Below are 14,872 nucleotides of genomic sequence, written 5' to 3'. Positions count from 1 at the left end.
GGAGAATACGACATGCGAGCATTGAAGATCGCGGCTACGGGCATGACCGCACAGCAGATGCGGGTTGAGACAATTTCAAACAACCTCGCGAATATGAATACAACCGGCTACAACACCCGCCGGGCCGAGTTTGCCGATCTGCACTATCAACAGATGGCGCGCGCCGGGGCGGTCAATGCCTCGGATGGAACGGTCCTTCCGACAGGTATTCAGCTGGGGTTGGGCGTGCGCCCTGCCGCCGTCACCGTACAGCTGGAACAGGGTGGGCTCTCGGCAACGGGCAGTGATCTGGATGTCGCCATTGAAGGGCGAGGTTACCTTGAAGTCACCATGCCGAATGGCCAATCCGCCTTTACCCGAGACGGAAGCCTGAAACGTTCGGCCGAAGGTCTGATCGTAACTTCTGATGGCTTTGCCGTTGCCCCTGAAATTACCATTCCAGACGATGCCAGATCGATCTCGATCAATGCGGCGGGTGAGGTCTATGCCTATTTCGATGATACGGCCGAGGGGCAGTTGCTGGGCGAGTTTACGCTGGCCAGCTTCTCGAACGCCAAGGGTCTTGAGGCGATTGGTAGCAACCTCTTCAAGGAAACCGAAGCCTCGGGTGCACCGGTGGTCGGCACCCCGGGCGAAGATGGGCTGGGCACATTGCGGCAGGGCTATCTTGAGGACAGCTCAGTCGATGCGGTGCGCGAGGTCACGGAACTGATCGAAGCGCAGCGTGGTTATGAAATGAACGCCAAAGTTATTTCCGCCGTCGACCAGATGATGGGCGCAACCACGCAGGTGCGGTGATGCGCCTGTTAACCTTCATACTATGCATGATGCCGATGCCAAGCTTGGCCGAGATCGTTGTGCCGACCCGCACGATCCGCGCCAAAGAGGTCATTGTCTCATCCGACCTCGAAATCAAAACCACTGAGGTCAATGGGGCGGTTCGTAGGCCAGAAGATCTTATCGGTCAGGAGGCACGTGTTGCGCTTTATCCAGGTCGGCCAATCCGCCTTGCCGATGTCGGTCCGCCTGCGATCGTGGACCGAAACGATCTGGTGACGCTGGTGTTCGATCACGTCGCGCTATCGATCACTGCCGAAGGCCGCGCGTTGGGCCGGGGCGCAGCAGGCGAGCGTATCCGTGTCATGAATCTGGCGTCTCGCACAACAGTAACGGGCGTAATCCGTCCCGATGGACAAATTGAGGTTAAATGATGCCGAGCCTTTCGAAACCCCTGCTATTTGTCGTTCTGAGTGTTGCGGCGTGTGGACGATTGGACCACCTTGGCAAGCCGCCCAGCCTGACACCAAACACGGAATCGCCCGAACATGTTGCCATGCTGTGGCCCGGGCTTCCGCTGCACAGCCAGCCGCAGCGAACGGTCGACCAGTCCTCTTTGTGGAGTGGCGGTCAGCATTCCTTGCTTGGGGATCAGCGCGCGATGAAAAAAGGCGACATTCTAACGGTCGTGATCGAGCTGGATGAAAAGGCCGAAATTTCCAACGATACCAATCGATCGCGCGCGGGGTCGGAAAGCCTTGCAGTGCCGGAACTCTTCGGCCTGCCGCAGCGTGCGGGTGAACGCCTGCCGGAAGGCGCCTCACTTGATGATGCCGTTTCAATTGACTCGGCTTCGGTCAGCAAAGGGAAGGGATCGGTCAAACGCAAAGAGAAACTGACCTTGCGCGTGGCGGCAACGGTCGTCGACGTGCTGCCTAACGGTGTGCTTTCGATTTCTGGATCGCAAGAACTGCGGGTGAATTTCGAACTTCGGGAACTGCTGGTCTCGGGCTATGTCCGCCCCGAAGATATCTCGCGCCAGAATGAAATCACCTATGACAAGATCGCGTCAGCGCGGGTGTCTTATGGTGGCCGCGGGCAGATCACGGATGTGCAGCAACCACGCTATGGACAACAGATACTTGATACCTTGCTACCTTTCTGAGGGCTGCGCTGATGGGAAAACTACTACCGATCGTTTTTCTGGTTTTCGGCCTGGCTGCCGGTGCGGGCGCCCGGATCCTATTGTCCCCTTCCGGGGAAGCTGAAGATCTTGCGGAGGCTGGGCAAAAACCCAATGAAGACAAGAAAAACAAAACTAAACCCGGCAAAGATGATCAATCAGAAACACATGAGTATCTGAAACTCACCAAACAGTTCGTGGTCCCCGTGGTTTCCGAGGACGAGATATCGGCGCTCGTCACCATCTCCCTCAGCCTTGAGGTGAGGCCGGGGATTGCCGAAGCGTTTTATGAGATCGAACCAAAATTAAGGGACCGGTTTCTGCAAGTTCTGTTTGATCACGCCAATATCGGCGGGTTTGACGGCGCATTCACGCGGTCAGACAACCTGACGGCATTGCGCAATGCGTTGCTGGAGGTTGCGAGAAAGGATCTGGGCGAAGATGTCTCGCAAGTTCTGATCATGAGTGTCAGCCGACAGGATACCTGAACGGGTTGGGGTTACGATTCCTGAGCTTTAGATTGTCGCATGCGTCGCTTGTGTTCTTGTAGGCGGCGCGACAGATCGGCAACGGCCAGTTTGCGCCCAAATGCCCCACGCAATTCTTCCATTGCCGCAAGCTTTTGTGATCGCAGGCGCGCCAACTCGGTGTTCAGGTTGCGCCGTGTCAAAGATTCCCAGCCGTGCCACAACAGGTCTGCGCCGGTGACCTGATAGCCATCCGACTGTGAACTCGTCGATTTTACTTCGGCTAATTGAGAATCCAGACGCGTCAATTGCTGAAGCAACTGGGCTTCGCGCTGCAACAAAGGGTGCAATTTTTGGTGTTCCCGTTGATAAACAGCTTCAGCGACGGTCAAAAGGTTGTCCATGCGATCTTGCGTCATCCGACCTGACCCTTCGCTCGTTTGCGCATGGATTCGGCAAACCGAATAGCAGCTGCAACGGGTCGGTAGTATTCTTCGGTAATTTCCTGTCCGATCCCGACGGTCGCGTGCAATGCGCGTGCTGTTGGTGGATCGGAATGAATAGGAATGCCTGCGTCTCCGGCCGTGGCCCTGATTGTTGCCGCGATTTCATCTACCCCTTTGGCGACGCAAACCGGTGCGCTGCCACTTGCTCGCGACCATTTCAGCGCCACCGCATAATGCGTCGGGTTGACGATCACCACATCGGCCTTGGGCATATCCACCATCATCTGATTGGTTGCTATGTCCTGCGCGCGTTGGCGACGCTGCTGTTTGACGTGCGGATCACCCTCGGAATCCTTGGTTTCATCTTGAATTTCTTTGCGTGACATTCTGTTTTTGCGAAGGTGTTCGGCATGTTGCCACAGATAGTCGATCACGCCGATCGCCAGCGCGATCATTATGGCGATAAACAGAAATTGGCTTAGTAAGTTCATCATCAACAGAATTGAGGATCTCGGAGCGGCTGCACTAGCTGTCAGAATCTCTGGCAGGTGGACGTGTAAAAATAGGGTCACGCATGTTCCATAGATCAACAATTTAACAAAGCTCTTGGCGAATTCGAACAACCCGCCCCTGCCAAACTTGTTCTTTGCGTTTGAGACGATCGAGATGCGTGAACCGCGTGGTTTCAGCTTTTCCGGCGCGAAGATCAGTGCGCGCTGGGCGATCAGGCTGAGCAACACCGCGACTGCCGGAACGATAAACAACGCGGCGATTGGTGCCATAGTTGATCTCAGAATCCCAGCGACGGTGGATGTCGCGGGTCCGACGGTCAGCAAGCTTGCGAATTGATCTGATTGGTCGATCAAGACCACGAACAGAGCCCCCAGATGCTCTGCTGTGAATTGCCCCGTGAGCAAAAATGCGACGAGCAGTCCCATGTATGCAGCCACCACCGACAGATCATTGGACTTCGCTACCTCGCCTTTTTTTCGGGCTTTTTCCAGCTTTTGCGGGGTCGCCTCAAATGACTTATCACTGTCGTCTGATGCGCTCATCTCAGCCCTCCCAGAGGATTTTGGAGAAAGGCGAACAAAGCGTCAGACCAGGTTGCCAGGATCAATGGTGCCCCGGCGAAAAGCAGGAAAAGGCCTGCGAAAGTGATTGCTGGGGCACCGACAAAAGCGACCATGAGCTGCGGCATGGCGCGGTTAATTACGCCCAGTGCGAGGTTGTAGATCAGCGATGCGATGACAAAGGGCGTCGCCAGCGCAAAGGCCAGTCCAAAGCTGCGGGCGACTTGCGCAACGCCCCATTGCGACAGATCAGGCGCAGTTGGAAGCGCGCCCATCGGAAACAGCATATAGCTGTGGATCATGAACTGCGCTGCACGGATATGAAGGCCAAGCAATACCGCCAGCGCCAAGCCGGCCAGCGTCAGCAGATACCCCATCGCCGGGACAGGTTCTGCGGCCGCTCCGCCCAGGATCTGAGACAAGGATGTCGCTTGCGCCGCGATTGAACCTGCAGTTTGTAATGCAAGGACAAAAAGGCGCAACCCGATGCCGAGCATAAGACCGATCAAGACTTCGATGGTGATTAATCCAATCATTTTGTGAAAGCCCGGCATAACACCCGATGCGGGTATGGCGGGAATGACAATCATTGTGAAAGCAACTGCCACGCCCAGTTTGACCCGCACAGGGACGCTGCGTTCACCAAAGGCCGGTAGCAGCGAAACCAATGCGGACACACGAAGAAATACGGCGAACAGATGCCACAGGTTTTGCCCCAGATGTGGCAAAAGCTCTGACGGGACTGAGATCACGCGGGCACCGTTCCGACCAAGGCGGGGCGCGCCTCAAGCCCGATCTCTTCAAAAGACAGGACGGGGTTGGCGACGCCGCGCGCGTGCATAATGGTCCTGAGCAATCTGCGTCGGCGGGTCGTGGTTACGACCGCCGGGAACAACCCGTGATCTGCTGATTTTGCGACGCTATCGACAACCCCATCGGCCAGCTTATTGAACAGGTTGGGCGGTAGTGCCACGTCGATACCTGCGTTCGCGGCGTCGATCTGGTAGGTGGCAAATGTGTCCTCCCATTCCGGCGCGAGTTGGATCAGAGGGATCGAGCCGTCCTCGCGCTTCATGTCGGCAACCAGTTGAAAGCCCAGCCGCTGGCGGACCAGTTCGCAGATCCCTTCGGGCTGGGTGGTGGTCAATCGTGCTTCAGCCACGCTTTCAAGGATCAGCGCCATGTTCCGGATCGAGACTCGTTCGTCTAGCAACAGCCGCAGAACAGCATGCAGTGTGTCGATCGGCACCTTGTCTGGGATCAATTCGTCCAGCATTTTGCGGTTGGCTTCAGCTCGGATCGGTTCGCTAAGTCGCGTCATCTCGGACAGCAGGCGGCGAAGGGATTTCAGGGTCAAAAGGCGCGAGAAATTCTGTTTGATGATCTCAAGCAGATGGGTCGCCAGAATTTCAGGAGGGGTGACGATGGTGGCCCCATTCAGTGCGGCGACCTCCTGGTCCTTGGGCAATATCCAGCGCGCCGGGGCACCGTAGACGGGTTCGGTCACATCGGTGCCATCAGGTAGAAAGCCGTGCCCGTCCTGTACCAGCGCGAGCACAAGTTCAGAATTCAGAACACCACGGGCCTGTTCGACCCCTTGTACTTTGATCACATAAGTTCCGGTCGGAAGATCGGCGCGGTCAGTCAATCGAATTTCGGGCAGGATAAGCCCAAAGCTTGAGGCGACATAGGTCCGCATGTTGGCGATCCGCGCGTCAAGGCCGGTACCGGGGTTCAGCACCATGCTGACCAGATCGGGGGCGAATTCCAAGTGAACGTCGTCGAGGTCCAGGATATCACCGATGGCCTGTGAAACCGGAGTGTCAGACTCGGCCTCGGGGGTCTGAGCTTCTGCCTCGCTGGCGTTGCGTTTTCTGAGGCCTGAATAAGCCGCATAGCCCAGCACCCCGGCCCCAAGAATGAACGGTAAGAACGGCAAGCCGGGCACCAGGGCAAACAGCACCATCAGAACCGCTACGGTGCCCAACGCCGCCGGGTGGCGTCCAAGCTGCGAGAAGATCGCATTGTCGGTTGCACCCTGCGTACCGCCACGCGCCAACAGCAAGGCGGACGCAATCGAGATGATCACTGCTGGTATCTGCGACACCAACCCGTCCCCAACGGTCAGGATTGCATAGGTTTCGAAGGCGGACGATACCGGCATCCCATGCACGATGACCCCCATGACCAATCCCATCACGAGGTTGAGAAGTGTGATCAGCAACCCGGCAATCGCATCGCCTTTGACGAATTTCGACGCGCCGTCGAGCGAACCAAAAAAGGTGGTTTCCTGCTGCTCGCGCTCGCGCCGTTCTTTGGCTTGCTGGTGATCGATGGCTCCAGCCGACATGTCACTGTCGATGGCCAACTGTTTGCCTGGCATCCCGTCCAGCGCGAACCGGGCACCCACTTCGGCCATGCGGGCTGCACCCTTTGTGATGACCATGAAGTTCACGATCAGCAGAACGCCAAACACCACAAGGCCCAGAAAGATGCTGCCGCCCATGACAAACTGGGCGAAACCTTCGATCACATCGCCAGCGGCGTTAGTGCCAGTATGCCCCTGACCGATGATCAGCTTCGTCGAAGACACGTTCAGCGACAAGCGCAGCATCAGCGAGGCCAGCAGGATCGTCGGGAAGGATGAGAAATCCAGTGGCCGTTCGATGAACAGCGTCAATGTGAAGATCAGGATCGCCAGCGCAAAGGACGCCGCCAGCCCCACATCCAGGACCCAGGCTGGCATGGGCAGGATCATCATCACGATGACCGACATCAGCGCCAGCGCCAGCAGTATGGTCGGAGAGAACAAGGTGCGGGGATCGATTCGGGGCACTATCTGCTCCTAATTGAAAGCGATAAAGGCGGTGGCTGTAGAGGTTTCGGGAACCAGTGAACCCAGCGCGTTCTGGCCGACCGGGTGAGCGTTCAGCGGGATGAGTGGGCTGGCAGATGCGGTGAATGGATCGCGTTCGTGGGCTGTGCCCGAGCCATCCAGCTGCGCCAGGACCGTCTGAAAACGGTCAGAATATGAGGCTGCGAGGTGCTGCGTGCGCGAGTGGTAAGCCCCGGCAGCGGCGGGCCATGATCCAAGTTCCGCATAAAGCTGGGCCAGAAACCGCGCCGCATAAACTGCGTTTTCATCCGGATCGAACATCGCGTCGATCGAGCGAAAAGCCTTTCCGTGCCAGCGATAGTTGATCTGAAAGCAACCGACGTCAAAGCTGCGTACACCGGATTTGAAGATGTCGAACACGTAAGACTTTGCCTCAACCTCGGAGGCAAACCAATATCCCTGTCCTTCACGATTGACGGTCCATGGCCAGGGTTCCAGAACCCCGTCCAGCGTGCGGCCTGTTTCAACGCGGGCAATTGCCTTTAGAACATCGAGCGGAACGTCTTCGGCCAGCGCAGCCCGTTGCGCTGCGCGGTCACAAAGAGCTGTCGTTGCCGCCGCGTCTGCGTCCTGCGCAAAAAACATAAGCGCCGCAATCAGGAGGTTTTGAATTGGCATTCTGCCGGTCCAGGATTCTGATCAGTCCGGGCCAAGCTATCCAGTTACCTGTTTACAGAGAGTTAGCGTGCCTTAGTTTCGATCAATCTTTCGACCGAAGACCACGCTGGTGTTGGTGCGCGACACGCCAGGGATGCGCGCAAGTTCATCGACCAGAATGTCGAGGTCTTCGATCCGTGGCGCTTCGGCGGAAAGCAGCAGGTCAAATTCGCCATTGATTGATAAACACAGTTTGACCTCGGGATAAGCTTCAAGCCGCTTGATGATCCGTGTGGTTTCTTTCTGCTGCACTTCAAGCAGAACGATGATCTGAACGCGTGGCGTATCTTCGGTTTCGCGCAGGACGACCGAGTAACCAGCGATGACGCCCCGCTCTTCCATTCGATTGATGCGTTCATGCACCGTTGTCCGCGCGACGCCAAGTGTTGTTGCAATGCGGGTCGTCGAGTCGCGCGCATTGTGCTGTAAGGCGGCGATGATGCGTCGGTCAAGCTGGTCCATTGCGGCTCCGGGTTCAGGCAACTTCGCCTCGGTTTAGGGTAGTTTGGTGTTCGGGCTCAAGGCTGGTGCGGATAACGGGGATGCAGTTCATCAATGATGATCGGATGCGCATGAGGTTTCGGCCCAGACAGGTGGGGGTGATCCTGTGGGAGGTCAGGATGGCCGTGAACCACCGCATTGGCGTCGCGCCGTGGCCAGGCAATGAGCACAAGAACCAGACCCAGAATCGCTGCGGTCGCCATTCCGGCCATGGCCACAGTTACGCCAAAGCGGGTCATCAGCCACCCGGCCAGGGGATAAAGCACCAGCCAGCAAGCATGAGACAGAGTGAACTGTGCGGCAAACACGGCGGGTCGATCTTCGGGGTGGGCTGATCGGGTCAGTAGGCGGCCCGAAGGCGTCAGCATGCTGGAATACCCAAAACCAATAAATAGCCATGTCGTTGTCAGCAAACCTAATGTCATCGGCAGAGTGACAGATAGCAGCGCTGCCACCGCCATGGTGCCCGTCGCCAATGATGCACCACCCAGCATGACGCGACGCTCTGGAATGTGATCCAGAAGGCGTGGCAGTGCAAATGCCGCGAGCATCGAACCGCCACCGAACCCGGCCAGCGCGATGGCAACGGCGCTTTCAGAAAGACCAAGATCGCCGCGCACGATCACGACCGTGTTGACGATGACCATCGAACTGAGCGCGGCCGCGCTCCAACTCAGCGCCAGCAGGCCCCGCAGGCGCGGGGTTTTAAGGTAAATTCGAATGCCGCGCGTTGTGCGGTCATAGATGCCACGCGGCTGGGATGGTTTGGGTGAGGGCAAAGTTGCAGACACCACAAGCAGGGCCGAGGCGACAAAACCGACACAGGTGCCCAGAAACAGGCTGTCGAAACTGACGAACAGCAGCAAGGTGGCGGCCAGCATCGGGCTCAGCAGGCTTTCCAGATCGTAAGCCAGCCGCGACAGGGACAGGGCTTTGGTATAGTCCTGTTCGTTGGTCAGCACATCCGGGATGGTGGCCTGAAACGCGGGTGTAAATCCGGCTGAGGCGGATTGCAGCACAAAGATCAGCACGTAGACCTGCCAGATTTCGGACACGAAAGGCAGGCAGAGCGCAACCACAGCGCGCACCAAATCCAGTGCGACCAGCATCCGGCGACGATCCAGCCGCTCGGCAAAGGCAGCAGCAAGCGGGGCAACGGTGACATAGGCGATCATTTTGATCGTAAGAGCGGTACCAAGGACCATCCCGGCGGCCTCTCCGGCCAGATCAAAGGCTAACAGCCCCAAGGCAACCGTCGCCAGCCCGGTTCCGGTCAGCGCCACGATCTGCGCGGCCAGCAGATGTCTGTAAGTGCGGTTTCTCAGGATGCTGAGCATTGTCGGAATTTCTCAATCGCGGTGTCGCCGATCCATAGTTCAAGTGTTGGCCACAAGGTCAAGGGGACGCTTTTCCAAGGACGGCGTTGAGTTTGCGGGCCAAACCGCCTATCTCGGGGCCGAAAGCGCACAAAGGACAATTCCGTGGCGAACCATCTGTATAAAAATGACCTGCCGGACGGGTTGGATTTGGGCCCCACCGTGGCCATTGACTGTGAAACCATGGGGTTGAACCCGCATCGAGATCGCCTGTGTGTGATCCAGATGTCAGGAGGGGACGGCAACAGCCATATCGTTCAGGTCGAGATTGGGCAGACGCAGGCGCCGAACCTCTGTGCGATGCTGGAAAATCCGAATGTTTTGAAGCTGTTCCACTTTGGCCGCTTCGATATTGCTGCGATGTATCACACCTTCGGCGCTTTGGCCGCCCCGGTCTATTGCACCAAGATCGCCAGCCGGTTGGTGCGCACCTATACTGATCGTCATGGTCTTAAGAACCTGTGTCAGGAACTGATTGGCGTCGATATCTCGAAGCAGCAGCAGATGAGCGATTGGGGCGCTGAAACGCTGACTGATGCCCAGTTGGACTATGCGGCATCGGATGTTTTGTACCTGCACCAACTGCGGGATGCACTGGACGGACGTCTGGCCCGCGAAGGCCGCACCGAAATGGCGCAGGCGTGTTTTGACTTCCTGCCAATGCGTGCGAAGCTTGACCTCGCAGGCTGGCCCGAAACCGATATTTTTGCGCACTCATGACTGACACCGAAGCATTCCTCAGAACCGCCCGGCAGGTCGTTACCGACGAAGCCCGCGCATTGGAGGTCCTTGCCGAAAGCTTGGACGAGCATTTCGCCGAAGCCGTGCAACTGATCCTGCAGGCCACTGGCCGCATCATTATCAGTGGTATCGGCAAATCCGGCCATATTGGCCACAAGATCGCGGCGACTCTGGCCAGCACTGGCACGCCCGCCTATTTTGTCCATCCCGCCGAAGCCAGCCATGGTGATTTAGGGATGGTCTCGAAAGGCGATGTGGTCCTTGCGATCTCGAACTCAGGTGAAGCGCCGGAACTGGCGAACTTGCTGGCCTTTACGCGTCGCTTTGGAATTCCGCTGATCGGGTTGTCGAGCAAGCCGGAAAGCACCTTGATGAAACAGGCGGATGTGCATCTGCTGATCCCGTCACTGGGAGAGGCCTGCGGCTTTGGGATGGTGCCTTCAATTTCGACGACGCTGACCCTTGCGATGGGCGACGCGCTGGCGATTGCGCTGATGAAGTACCGGGATTTCAAACCCGAAGATTTCCGCGCTTACCACCCCGGTGGAAAGTTGGGGGCGCAACTGTCTACTGTGCGTGATCTGATGCATGAAGATTTGCCCTTGGTGACCGCTGGCACCCCGATGAGCGAGGCGCTGCTGGTCATGAGTCAGAAGAGCTTTGGTGTTGTGGGAGTCACTGACCAGGCAGGTCGTTTGCTGGGTATTGTGACCGATGGCGACCTGCGCAGGAACATGGACGGGCTATTGAGCAAAAACACCGAAGAGGTGATGACCGAAAACCCAATGACCATTGCGCCAAGTGCCATGGCGGAGGAGGCGGTTGCAATCATGAACGATCGCAAGATCACGTCACTCTTTGTGGTTGATCCTGACACAAATGGCCCAGCCTTGGGTCTGCTGCACATACATGACTGTCTGCGTGTAGGATTGGGTTAGGAAGATGGCTGAAGTTGATCGCCATTCCCGATGGGTGCAGTTCCTGAAGTTGCTGCTACCGCTTGTGGCGATTTTGTTGCTGTCTTCTGTCTTTCTTCTTTCTCGCAGCGTCGACACCAATGTCTCGGTGCCGTTCAGTGATCAGGATATTGACGACCGGCTGACAGATCAGGTGGTCACGCGGCCCGACTATAAAGGTGTCACCCGCAAGGGCGAGGAAATCCGCGTCGAAGCCCGAAGGGCCAGTCAGGGTGGCGATGGCGACACGCCGACGGCAGCCGAAGTGCAGGGTCGCTTTGGACTAAGCAATGGGGGCGAGATCACACTCGAATCCAACACAGGCATCATCAGGCCAGACAAGGGTACTGCAACGTTTGCAGGGGATGTGGTCATCACCACCAGAGACGGCATCCAGGTCACCACCGACCTGTTGAATACGTCGCTGGATGAAATACGTGGTGATAGCCCTGGACAGATTGACGGAACCGGTCCGATTGGCGACTTTACTGCCGGAAGAATGGTGTTTGGGACCGAAAAAAAGGACGGTCCGGTTCATATTCTTTTTACAGGCGGCGTGAAGTTGATATATGAGCCGCAAAAAGCAGAAAGATAACTTGTGTTCGATTTACGTGTCGCCTTTTTGTGTCTAGCCGTGGCTGTCGGAGCCACACCTGTTTCTGCACAAGAGGCTCAGGTGGCGTTCGGCTCGGTCAATGCCGACCCGACTCTGCCGGTCGAGGTGACGTCCGAGACATTGAACGTGAATCAGGAAGATGGATCGGCCGAGTTTATCGGCAACGTCATTGTCATCCAGGGCGAGATGCGCCTGACGGCAGACCGGGTTCTTGTCATCTATAACGAAGAACGCTCAGCCATCGAACGGATGGAGGCCACCGAAAACGTGGTTCTGGTCAGTCCGCCCGACGCAGCCGAGGGCGATTGGGCAGAATACACCATCGATTCCGGCGTGATTGAGATGAAGGGCAACGTGTTGCTGACGCAGGGCCCAAGTATCATCAGCGGCGACGAGATGATTGCAAATCTGACCACGGGAACCGCGACGATGTCAGGGCGTGTCAAAACCATTCTGCAACAAGGTGGCAACTGATGAACCGGCCCGAACTCTCCATCGCTGAAGGTTCTTCCGGTCTGAAGATCGAAAAGCTACGAAAGTCTTATCGCAAGAAGACCGTCATTCGCGATGTGTCCATGGAATTGAACCGCTCCGAGGTCGTAGCGTTGCTAGGCCCGAACGGATCGGGCAAGACCACCACTTTTTATTCTGTCGCGGGTCTGGTTTTCCCCGAAGCGGGCACGGTCACGATTGATGGGCAGAGCGTCACGACCCTGCCGATGTATCGTCGTGCCCGGATGGGGATCGGATATCTGCCGCAGGAGATGTCGATTTTCCGCGGGATGAGCGTTGAAGACAACATCGCTTCGGTTCTAGATATCACGGTTAAACATGCCCATCGCCGCAAGGAGCGGCTGGAAGAGCTGCTATCGGACTTTTCCATCGAACACCTGCGCCGAGCGCCTGCATTGGCATTGTCCGGCGGGGAACGCCGCCGGGTCGAAATTGCGCGCTGTCTGGCCGCCGATCCGAAATATCTGCTGTTGGACGAACCATTTGCGGGTGTCGATCCGATCAGTGTCGGTGATATCCGGCATCTAGTGGCCGATCTGAAAAAGCGTGGCATCGGAGTACTGATCACGGATCATAACGTCCGGGAAACGCTGGAGATTGTGGATCGGGCCTATATCCTGCATGATGGCCAGGTTTTGATGTCAGGCACGCCCGACGAAGTTGTCGAAAACGAAAATGTTCGCCGGGTCTATCTGGGTGAAAACTTCCGTATTTCATAAGGTTGTGCGGAGATGCGCCTGACGCATGACGGAAATCACGTATATACACACCTGTTTTGATTGACTCTTCCCTCACCTCTTGGCTCAATTGGCATATGGCATTTCTTCGGTTCCAAACTGGATCTCGATCTCCCTTCGTTGAAGGGCCGGGCCAACGGCAACCGCAGAACATGCCGATACCCCCCACCCGATAAAAACAAGTCAGTCGCGTTACGCGACGTCAGAATGGGTGTGAATTGTGAAGGAGATCACATGCGTTACCAAATCAGCGGAAAACAGATCGACATCGGTGCGGCCCTGCAGACCCATGTGCAGACCGAACTGGGCGAGGTCGTGGGCAAATATGCCCAGCGGCCTACAGACGCCAACGTCGTCTTTTCCCGTTCGGCGCATGAATATGTATGCGAAACCACCGTGCATCTGTCGACCGGCCTGACCGCACAGGCCAAGGCGCACGCGACCGAGATTTACGCGGCATTCGAAGGCTGCTGCGACAAGATGGAGACACAACTGCGACGCTATAAGCGCCGCCTGAAAGACCACCATAAGGATCGGTCCGAGCCGGTTGAACTCTTTGGCGCGTCCTCTTATATCCTCGCCTCTGACGAATCGGAGACGGCAGACGAACCCGAATCGCTGCAGCCTATGATCGTGGCTGAGATGGAAACCAAGATCCCATCGCTCAGTGTTGGTGAAGCCGTCATGCAGATGGAACTCGCTGGTGCTCCGGTACTGGTGTTCCGAAATGAGAACAAGGACGGATTGAATGTCGTTTATCGCCGCGAGGACGGCAATATCGGTTGGATCGATCCGTAACAGGCAAGACAAATCGGCCTGCCCCCGAATAGCCGGGGGCACGGCTTAGGAGCAAAATGATGGAGCTTTCGAGCATTCTAAAGCCAGAAGCGGTGCGTGTACTGTCCGCTGCTTCCAGCAAGAAGCGTTTGTTTCAGGAAATTGGCGATGTGGGCGCCGCGACGCTTGGGCTGGATGCTCAGACGATCGTAGACAGCCTGCTTGAGAGGGAGAGCCTTGGCCCAACTGGTGTTGGACATGGTGTTGCACTTCCGCACGCACGGCTTTCCGAACTGGAATCGGTTTCGGGCGTGTTTGTCATGCTGGAAAAGCCCATCGACTTCGGGTCGGTCGACCGTCAGCCGGTTGATTTGGCGTTTTCCCTGTTTGCGCCAGAAGAGGCGGGGGTTGAACACCTTAAGGCGCTGGCGTTGGTCTCGCGCACGCTGCGCGAGCAATCGGTCTGCGCCAAGCTGCGGGCCAACCCTGACCCGGTAAAGCTATATGCCATTCTGACTGAAGCGCAATCGATGCAAGCTGCCTGATTGGCCCACTTATCAACAAAAAAAGCCCCCGATTTGTCGGGGGCATTTTTTTGTTTCTTTAGCTGGCGTGATCAGCCGCCGGATCCCATTTCCAGCGTCCACCAGATCTTGCCACCGCCTTCTTGGTGCCAGGCGAATCCCATCTGGGTGGCGCGCGGGTCCATGATCACAGCACGAGGACCGGGTTCCTGCATCCATGCGGCCAGCGTTTCGGTCTCGGTCTCAAAGGTTTCCGAGATCGCTTCACCCAGGAATGTACCGAAGTAACCGGCGCGCGCCGCGCGATCCAACGGAGACGAACCGTCCGAACCGAAATGCCAGGGCCGATTCTGTCGCGCCATGTCTTTCGCATGAGTGGCGGCAGCTGCATTCAGTTGCGAGTTCAATTGGACCTGTTGCAAGCCAGATGCCTGCCGCAAGGCATTCACCGAATCCAGCATTCTAAACTGCAGCTTTTCAGGGTTGCCGCGAATTTTGTACACGGATGGCAGCGGCCTGCCATCGGCGCCAATAGCGGATGTGCCCGAATCGGTACATGCCGCAAGTGCGACAAAACAAATCGCTAGTAGAGAAAGAATACGTGTCATGATCGGCCTAAATATTGTGTCGAG

Annotated in this window: 19 protein-coding genes; 11 read left to right on the top strand and 8 right to left on the bottom strand. The window is 57.0% G+C overall.

Going from position 1 to position 14,872, the window contains the following annotated elements; genetic code table 11:
- The first annotated feature begins 12 nt into the window (after positions 1-12).
- The 4 genes from flgG to ACR0CZ_RS15740 are packed head-to-tail and all read left to right on the top strand — an operon-like array spanning position 13 to position 2,448.
- A complete protein-coding gene (gene flgG, locus ACR0CZ_RS15755; RefSeq protein ID WP_170395277.1) occupies positions 13-798 on the top strand; it encodes a flagellar basal-body rod protein FlgG in 786 nt (261 codons plus the stop codon).
- A complete protein-coding gene (gene flgA / locus ACR0CZ_RS15750) occupies positions 798-1,211 on the top strand; it encodes a flagellar basal body P-ring formation chaperone FlgA (protein WP_480537192.1) in 414 nt (137 codons plus the stop codon). Before flgG ends, flgA begins: the two co-directional genes overlap by 1 nt.
- A complete protein-coding gene (flgH, locus tag ACR0CZ_RS15745; RefSeq protein ID WP_170395282.1) occupies positions 1,211-1,942 on the top strand; it encodes a flagellar basal body L-ring protein FlgH in 732 nt (243 codons plus the stop codon). Before flgA ends, flgH begins: the two co-directional genes overlap by 1 nt.
- Before the next feature lie 11 nt (positions 1,943-1,953).
- The gene (locus tag ACR0CZ_RS15740) at positions 1,954-2,448 is read left to right on the top strand and encodes a flagellar basal body-associated FliL family protein (protein WP_170395285.1); all 495 of its coding nucleotides are present in this window, start codon (positions 1,954-1,956) and stop codon (positions 2,446-2,448) included.
- 11 nt (positions 2,449-2,459) lie between these two features.
- Here ACR0CZ_RS15740 and ACR0CZ_RS15735 read toward each other — a convergent pair whose 3' ends face one another.
- The 7 genes from ACR0CZ_RS15735 to ACR0CZ_RS15705 all read right to left on the bottom strand — a co-directional run bounded on the left by ACR0CZ_RS15735 (position 2,460) and on the right by ACR0CZ_RS15705 (position 9,337).
- Positions 2,460-2,831: a hypothetical protein gene (locus ACR0CZ_RS15735; RefSeq protein ID WP_480537191.1), complete on the bottom strand. Its 372-nt coding sequence runs from the start codon at positions 2,829-2,831 to the stop codon at positions 2,460-2,462.
- An 11-nt stretch (positions 2,832-2,842) separates the two neighbouring features.
- Positions 2,843-3,928, bottom strand: coding sequence for a flagellar type III secretion system protein FlhB (gene flhB / locus ACR0CZ_RS15730; RefSeq protein ID WP_480537190.1), 1,086 nt, complete (start codon positions 3,926-3,928; stop codon positions 2,843-2,845).
- Entirely contained in the window at positions 3,925-4,698 is a 774-nt protein-coding gene (locus tag ACR0CZ_RS15725) for a flagellar biosynthetic protein FliR (protein ID WP_170395294.1), read from the bottom strand. The genes flhB and ACR0CZ_RS15725 overlap by 4 nt, the downstream gene beginning before the upstream one ends.
- Positions 4,695-6,782 carry a flagellar biosynthesis protein FlhA gene (gene flhA / locus ACR0CZ_RS15720; RefSeq protein WP_170395296.1) on the bottom strand — a complete coding sequence of 696 codons (2,088 nt, stop codon included), beginning with the start codon at positions 6,780-6,782 and terminating at the stop codon, positions 4,695-4,697. The genes ACR0CZ_RS15725 and flhA overlap by 4 nt, the downstream gene beginning before the upstream one ends.
- Positions 6,783-6,791: 9 nt before the next feature.
- A complete protein-coding gene (locus tag ACR0CZ_RS15715) occupies positions 6,792-7,460 on the bottom strand; it encodes a transglycosylase SLT domain-containing protein (RefSeq protein ID WP_170465809.1) in 669 nt (222 codons plus the stop codon).
- 72 nt (positions 7,461-7,532) lie between these two features.
- A complete protein-coding gene (locus ACR0CZ_RS15710; protein WP_170395301.1) occupies positions 7,533-7,961 on the bottom strand; it encodes an Lrp/AsnC family transcriptional regulator in 429 nt (142 codons plus the stop codon).
- Between the two features lie 56 nt (positions 7,962-8,017).
- Positions 8,018-9,337 (bottom strand): MFS transporter, encoded by a 1,320-nt coding sequence (locus ACR0CZ_RS15705; RefSeq protein ID WP_480537189.1) that lies wholly within the window; start codon positions 9,335-9,337, stop codon positions 8,018-8,020.
- Between the two features lie 144 nt (positions 9,338-9,481).
- Between ACR0CZ_RS15705 and ACR0CZ_RS15700 the strand changes: the two genes are divergently transcribed.
- From ACR0CZ_RS15700 to ACR0CZ_RS15670, 7 genes are all read left to right on the top strand, one after another.
- A complete protein-coding gene (locus ACR0CZ_RS15700; protein ID WP_170395306.1) occupies positions 9,482-10,096 on the top strand; it encodes a ribonuclease D in 615 nt (204 codons plus the stop codon).
- Positions 10,093-11,055, top strand: coding sequence for a KpsF/GutQ family sugar-phosphate isomerase (locus ACR0CZ_RS15695; protein WP_170395309.1), 963 nt, complete (start codon positions 10,093-10,095; stop codon positions 11,053-11,055). Before ACR0CZ_RS15700 ends, ACR0CZ_RS15695 begins: the two co-directional genes overlap by 4 nt.
- Before the next feature lie 4 nt (positions 11,056-11,059).
- Positions 11,060-11,668: an LptA/OstA family protein gene (locus tag ACR0CZ_RS15690; protein WP_170395312.1), complete on the top strand. Its 609-nt coding sequence runs from the start codon at positions 11,060-11,062 to the stop codon at positions 11,666-11,668.
- A 3-nt stretch (positions 11,669-11,671) separates the two neighbouring features.
- A complete protein-coding gene (locus ACR0CZ_RS15685) occupies positions 11,672-12,163 on the top strand; it encodes an LptA/OstA family protein (RefSeq protein ID WP_255611996.1) in 492 nt (163 codons plus the stop codon).
- Entirely contained in the window at positions 12,163-12,921 is a 759-nt protein-coding gene (gene lptB / locus ACR0CZ_RS15680) for an LPS export ABC transporter ATP-binding protein (RefSeq protein ID WP_170395315.1), read from the top strand. The genes ACR0CZ_RS15685 and lptB overlap by 1 nt, the downstream gene beginning before the upstream one ends.
- Before the next feature lie 252 nt (positions 12,922-13,173).
- Complete coding sequence (gene hpf / locus ACR0CZ_RS15675; RefSeq protein WP_039541074.1) at positions 13,174-13,737, top strand: ribosome hibernation-promoting factor, HPF/YfiA family; 564 nt, start codon at positions 13,174-13,176, stop codon at positions 13,735-13,737.
- Positions 13,738-13,796: 59 nt separating this feature from the next.
- Positions 13,797-14,261, top strand: a complete 465-nt coding sequence (locus tag ACR0CZ_RS15670; RefSeq protein WP_170395318.1) for a PTS sugar transporter subunit IIA — start codon at positions 13,797-13,799, stop codon at positions 14,259-14,261.
- A 71-nt stretch (positions 14,262-14,332) separates the two neighbouring features.
- Here the strand turns inward: ACR0CZ_RS15670 and dalA are convergent, their stop codons facing one another.
- Entirely contained in the window at positions 14,333-14,848 is a 516-nt protein-coding gene (gene dalA, locus ACR0CZ_RS15665) for a divisome-associated lipoprotein DalA (RefSeq protein ID WP_255611997.1), read from the bottom strand.
- Between the last annotated feature and the right edge of the window lie 24 nt (positions 14,849-14,872).

The sequence above is a fragment of the Ruegeria sp. H9 genome (genome assembly GCF_056532915.1).
The sequence above is the reverse complement of the archived record's forward strand: the minus strand, read 5'-3'. Positions and strand labels throughout refer to the sequence as shown.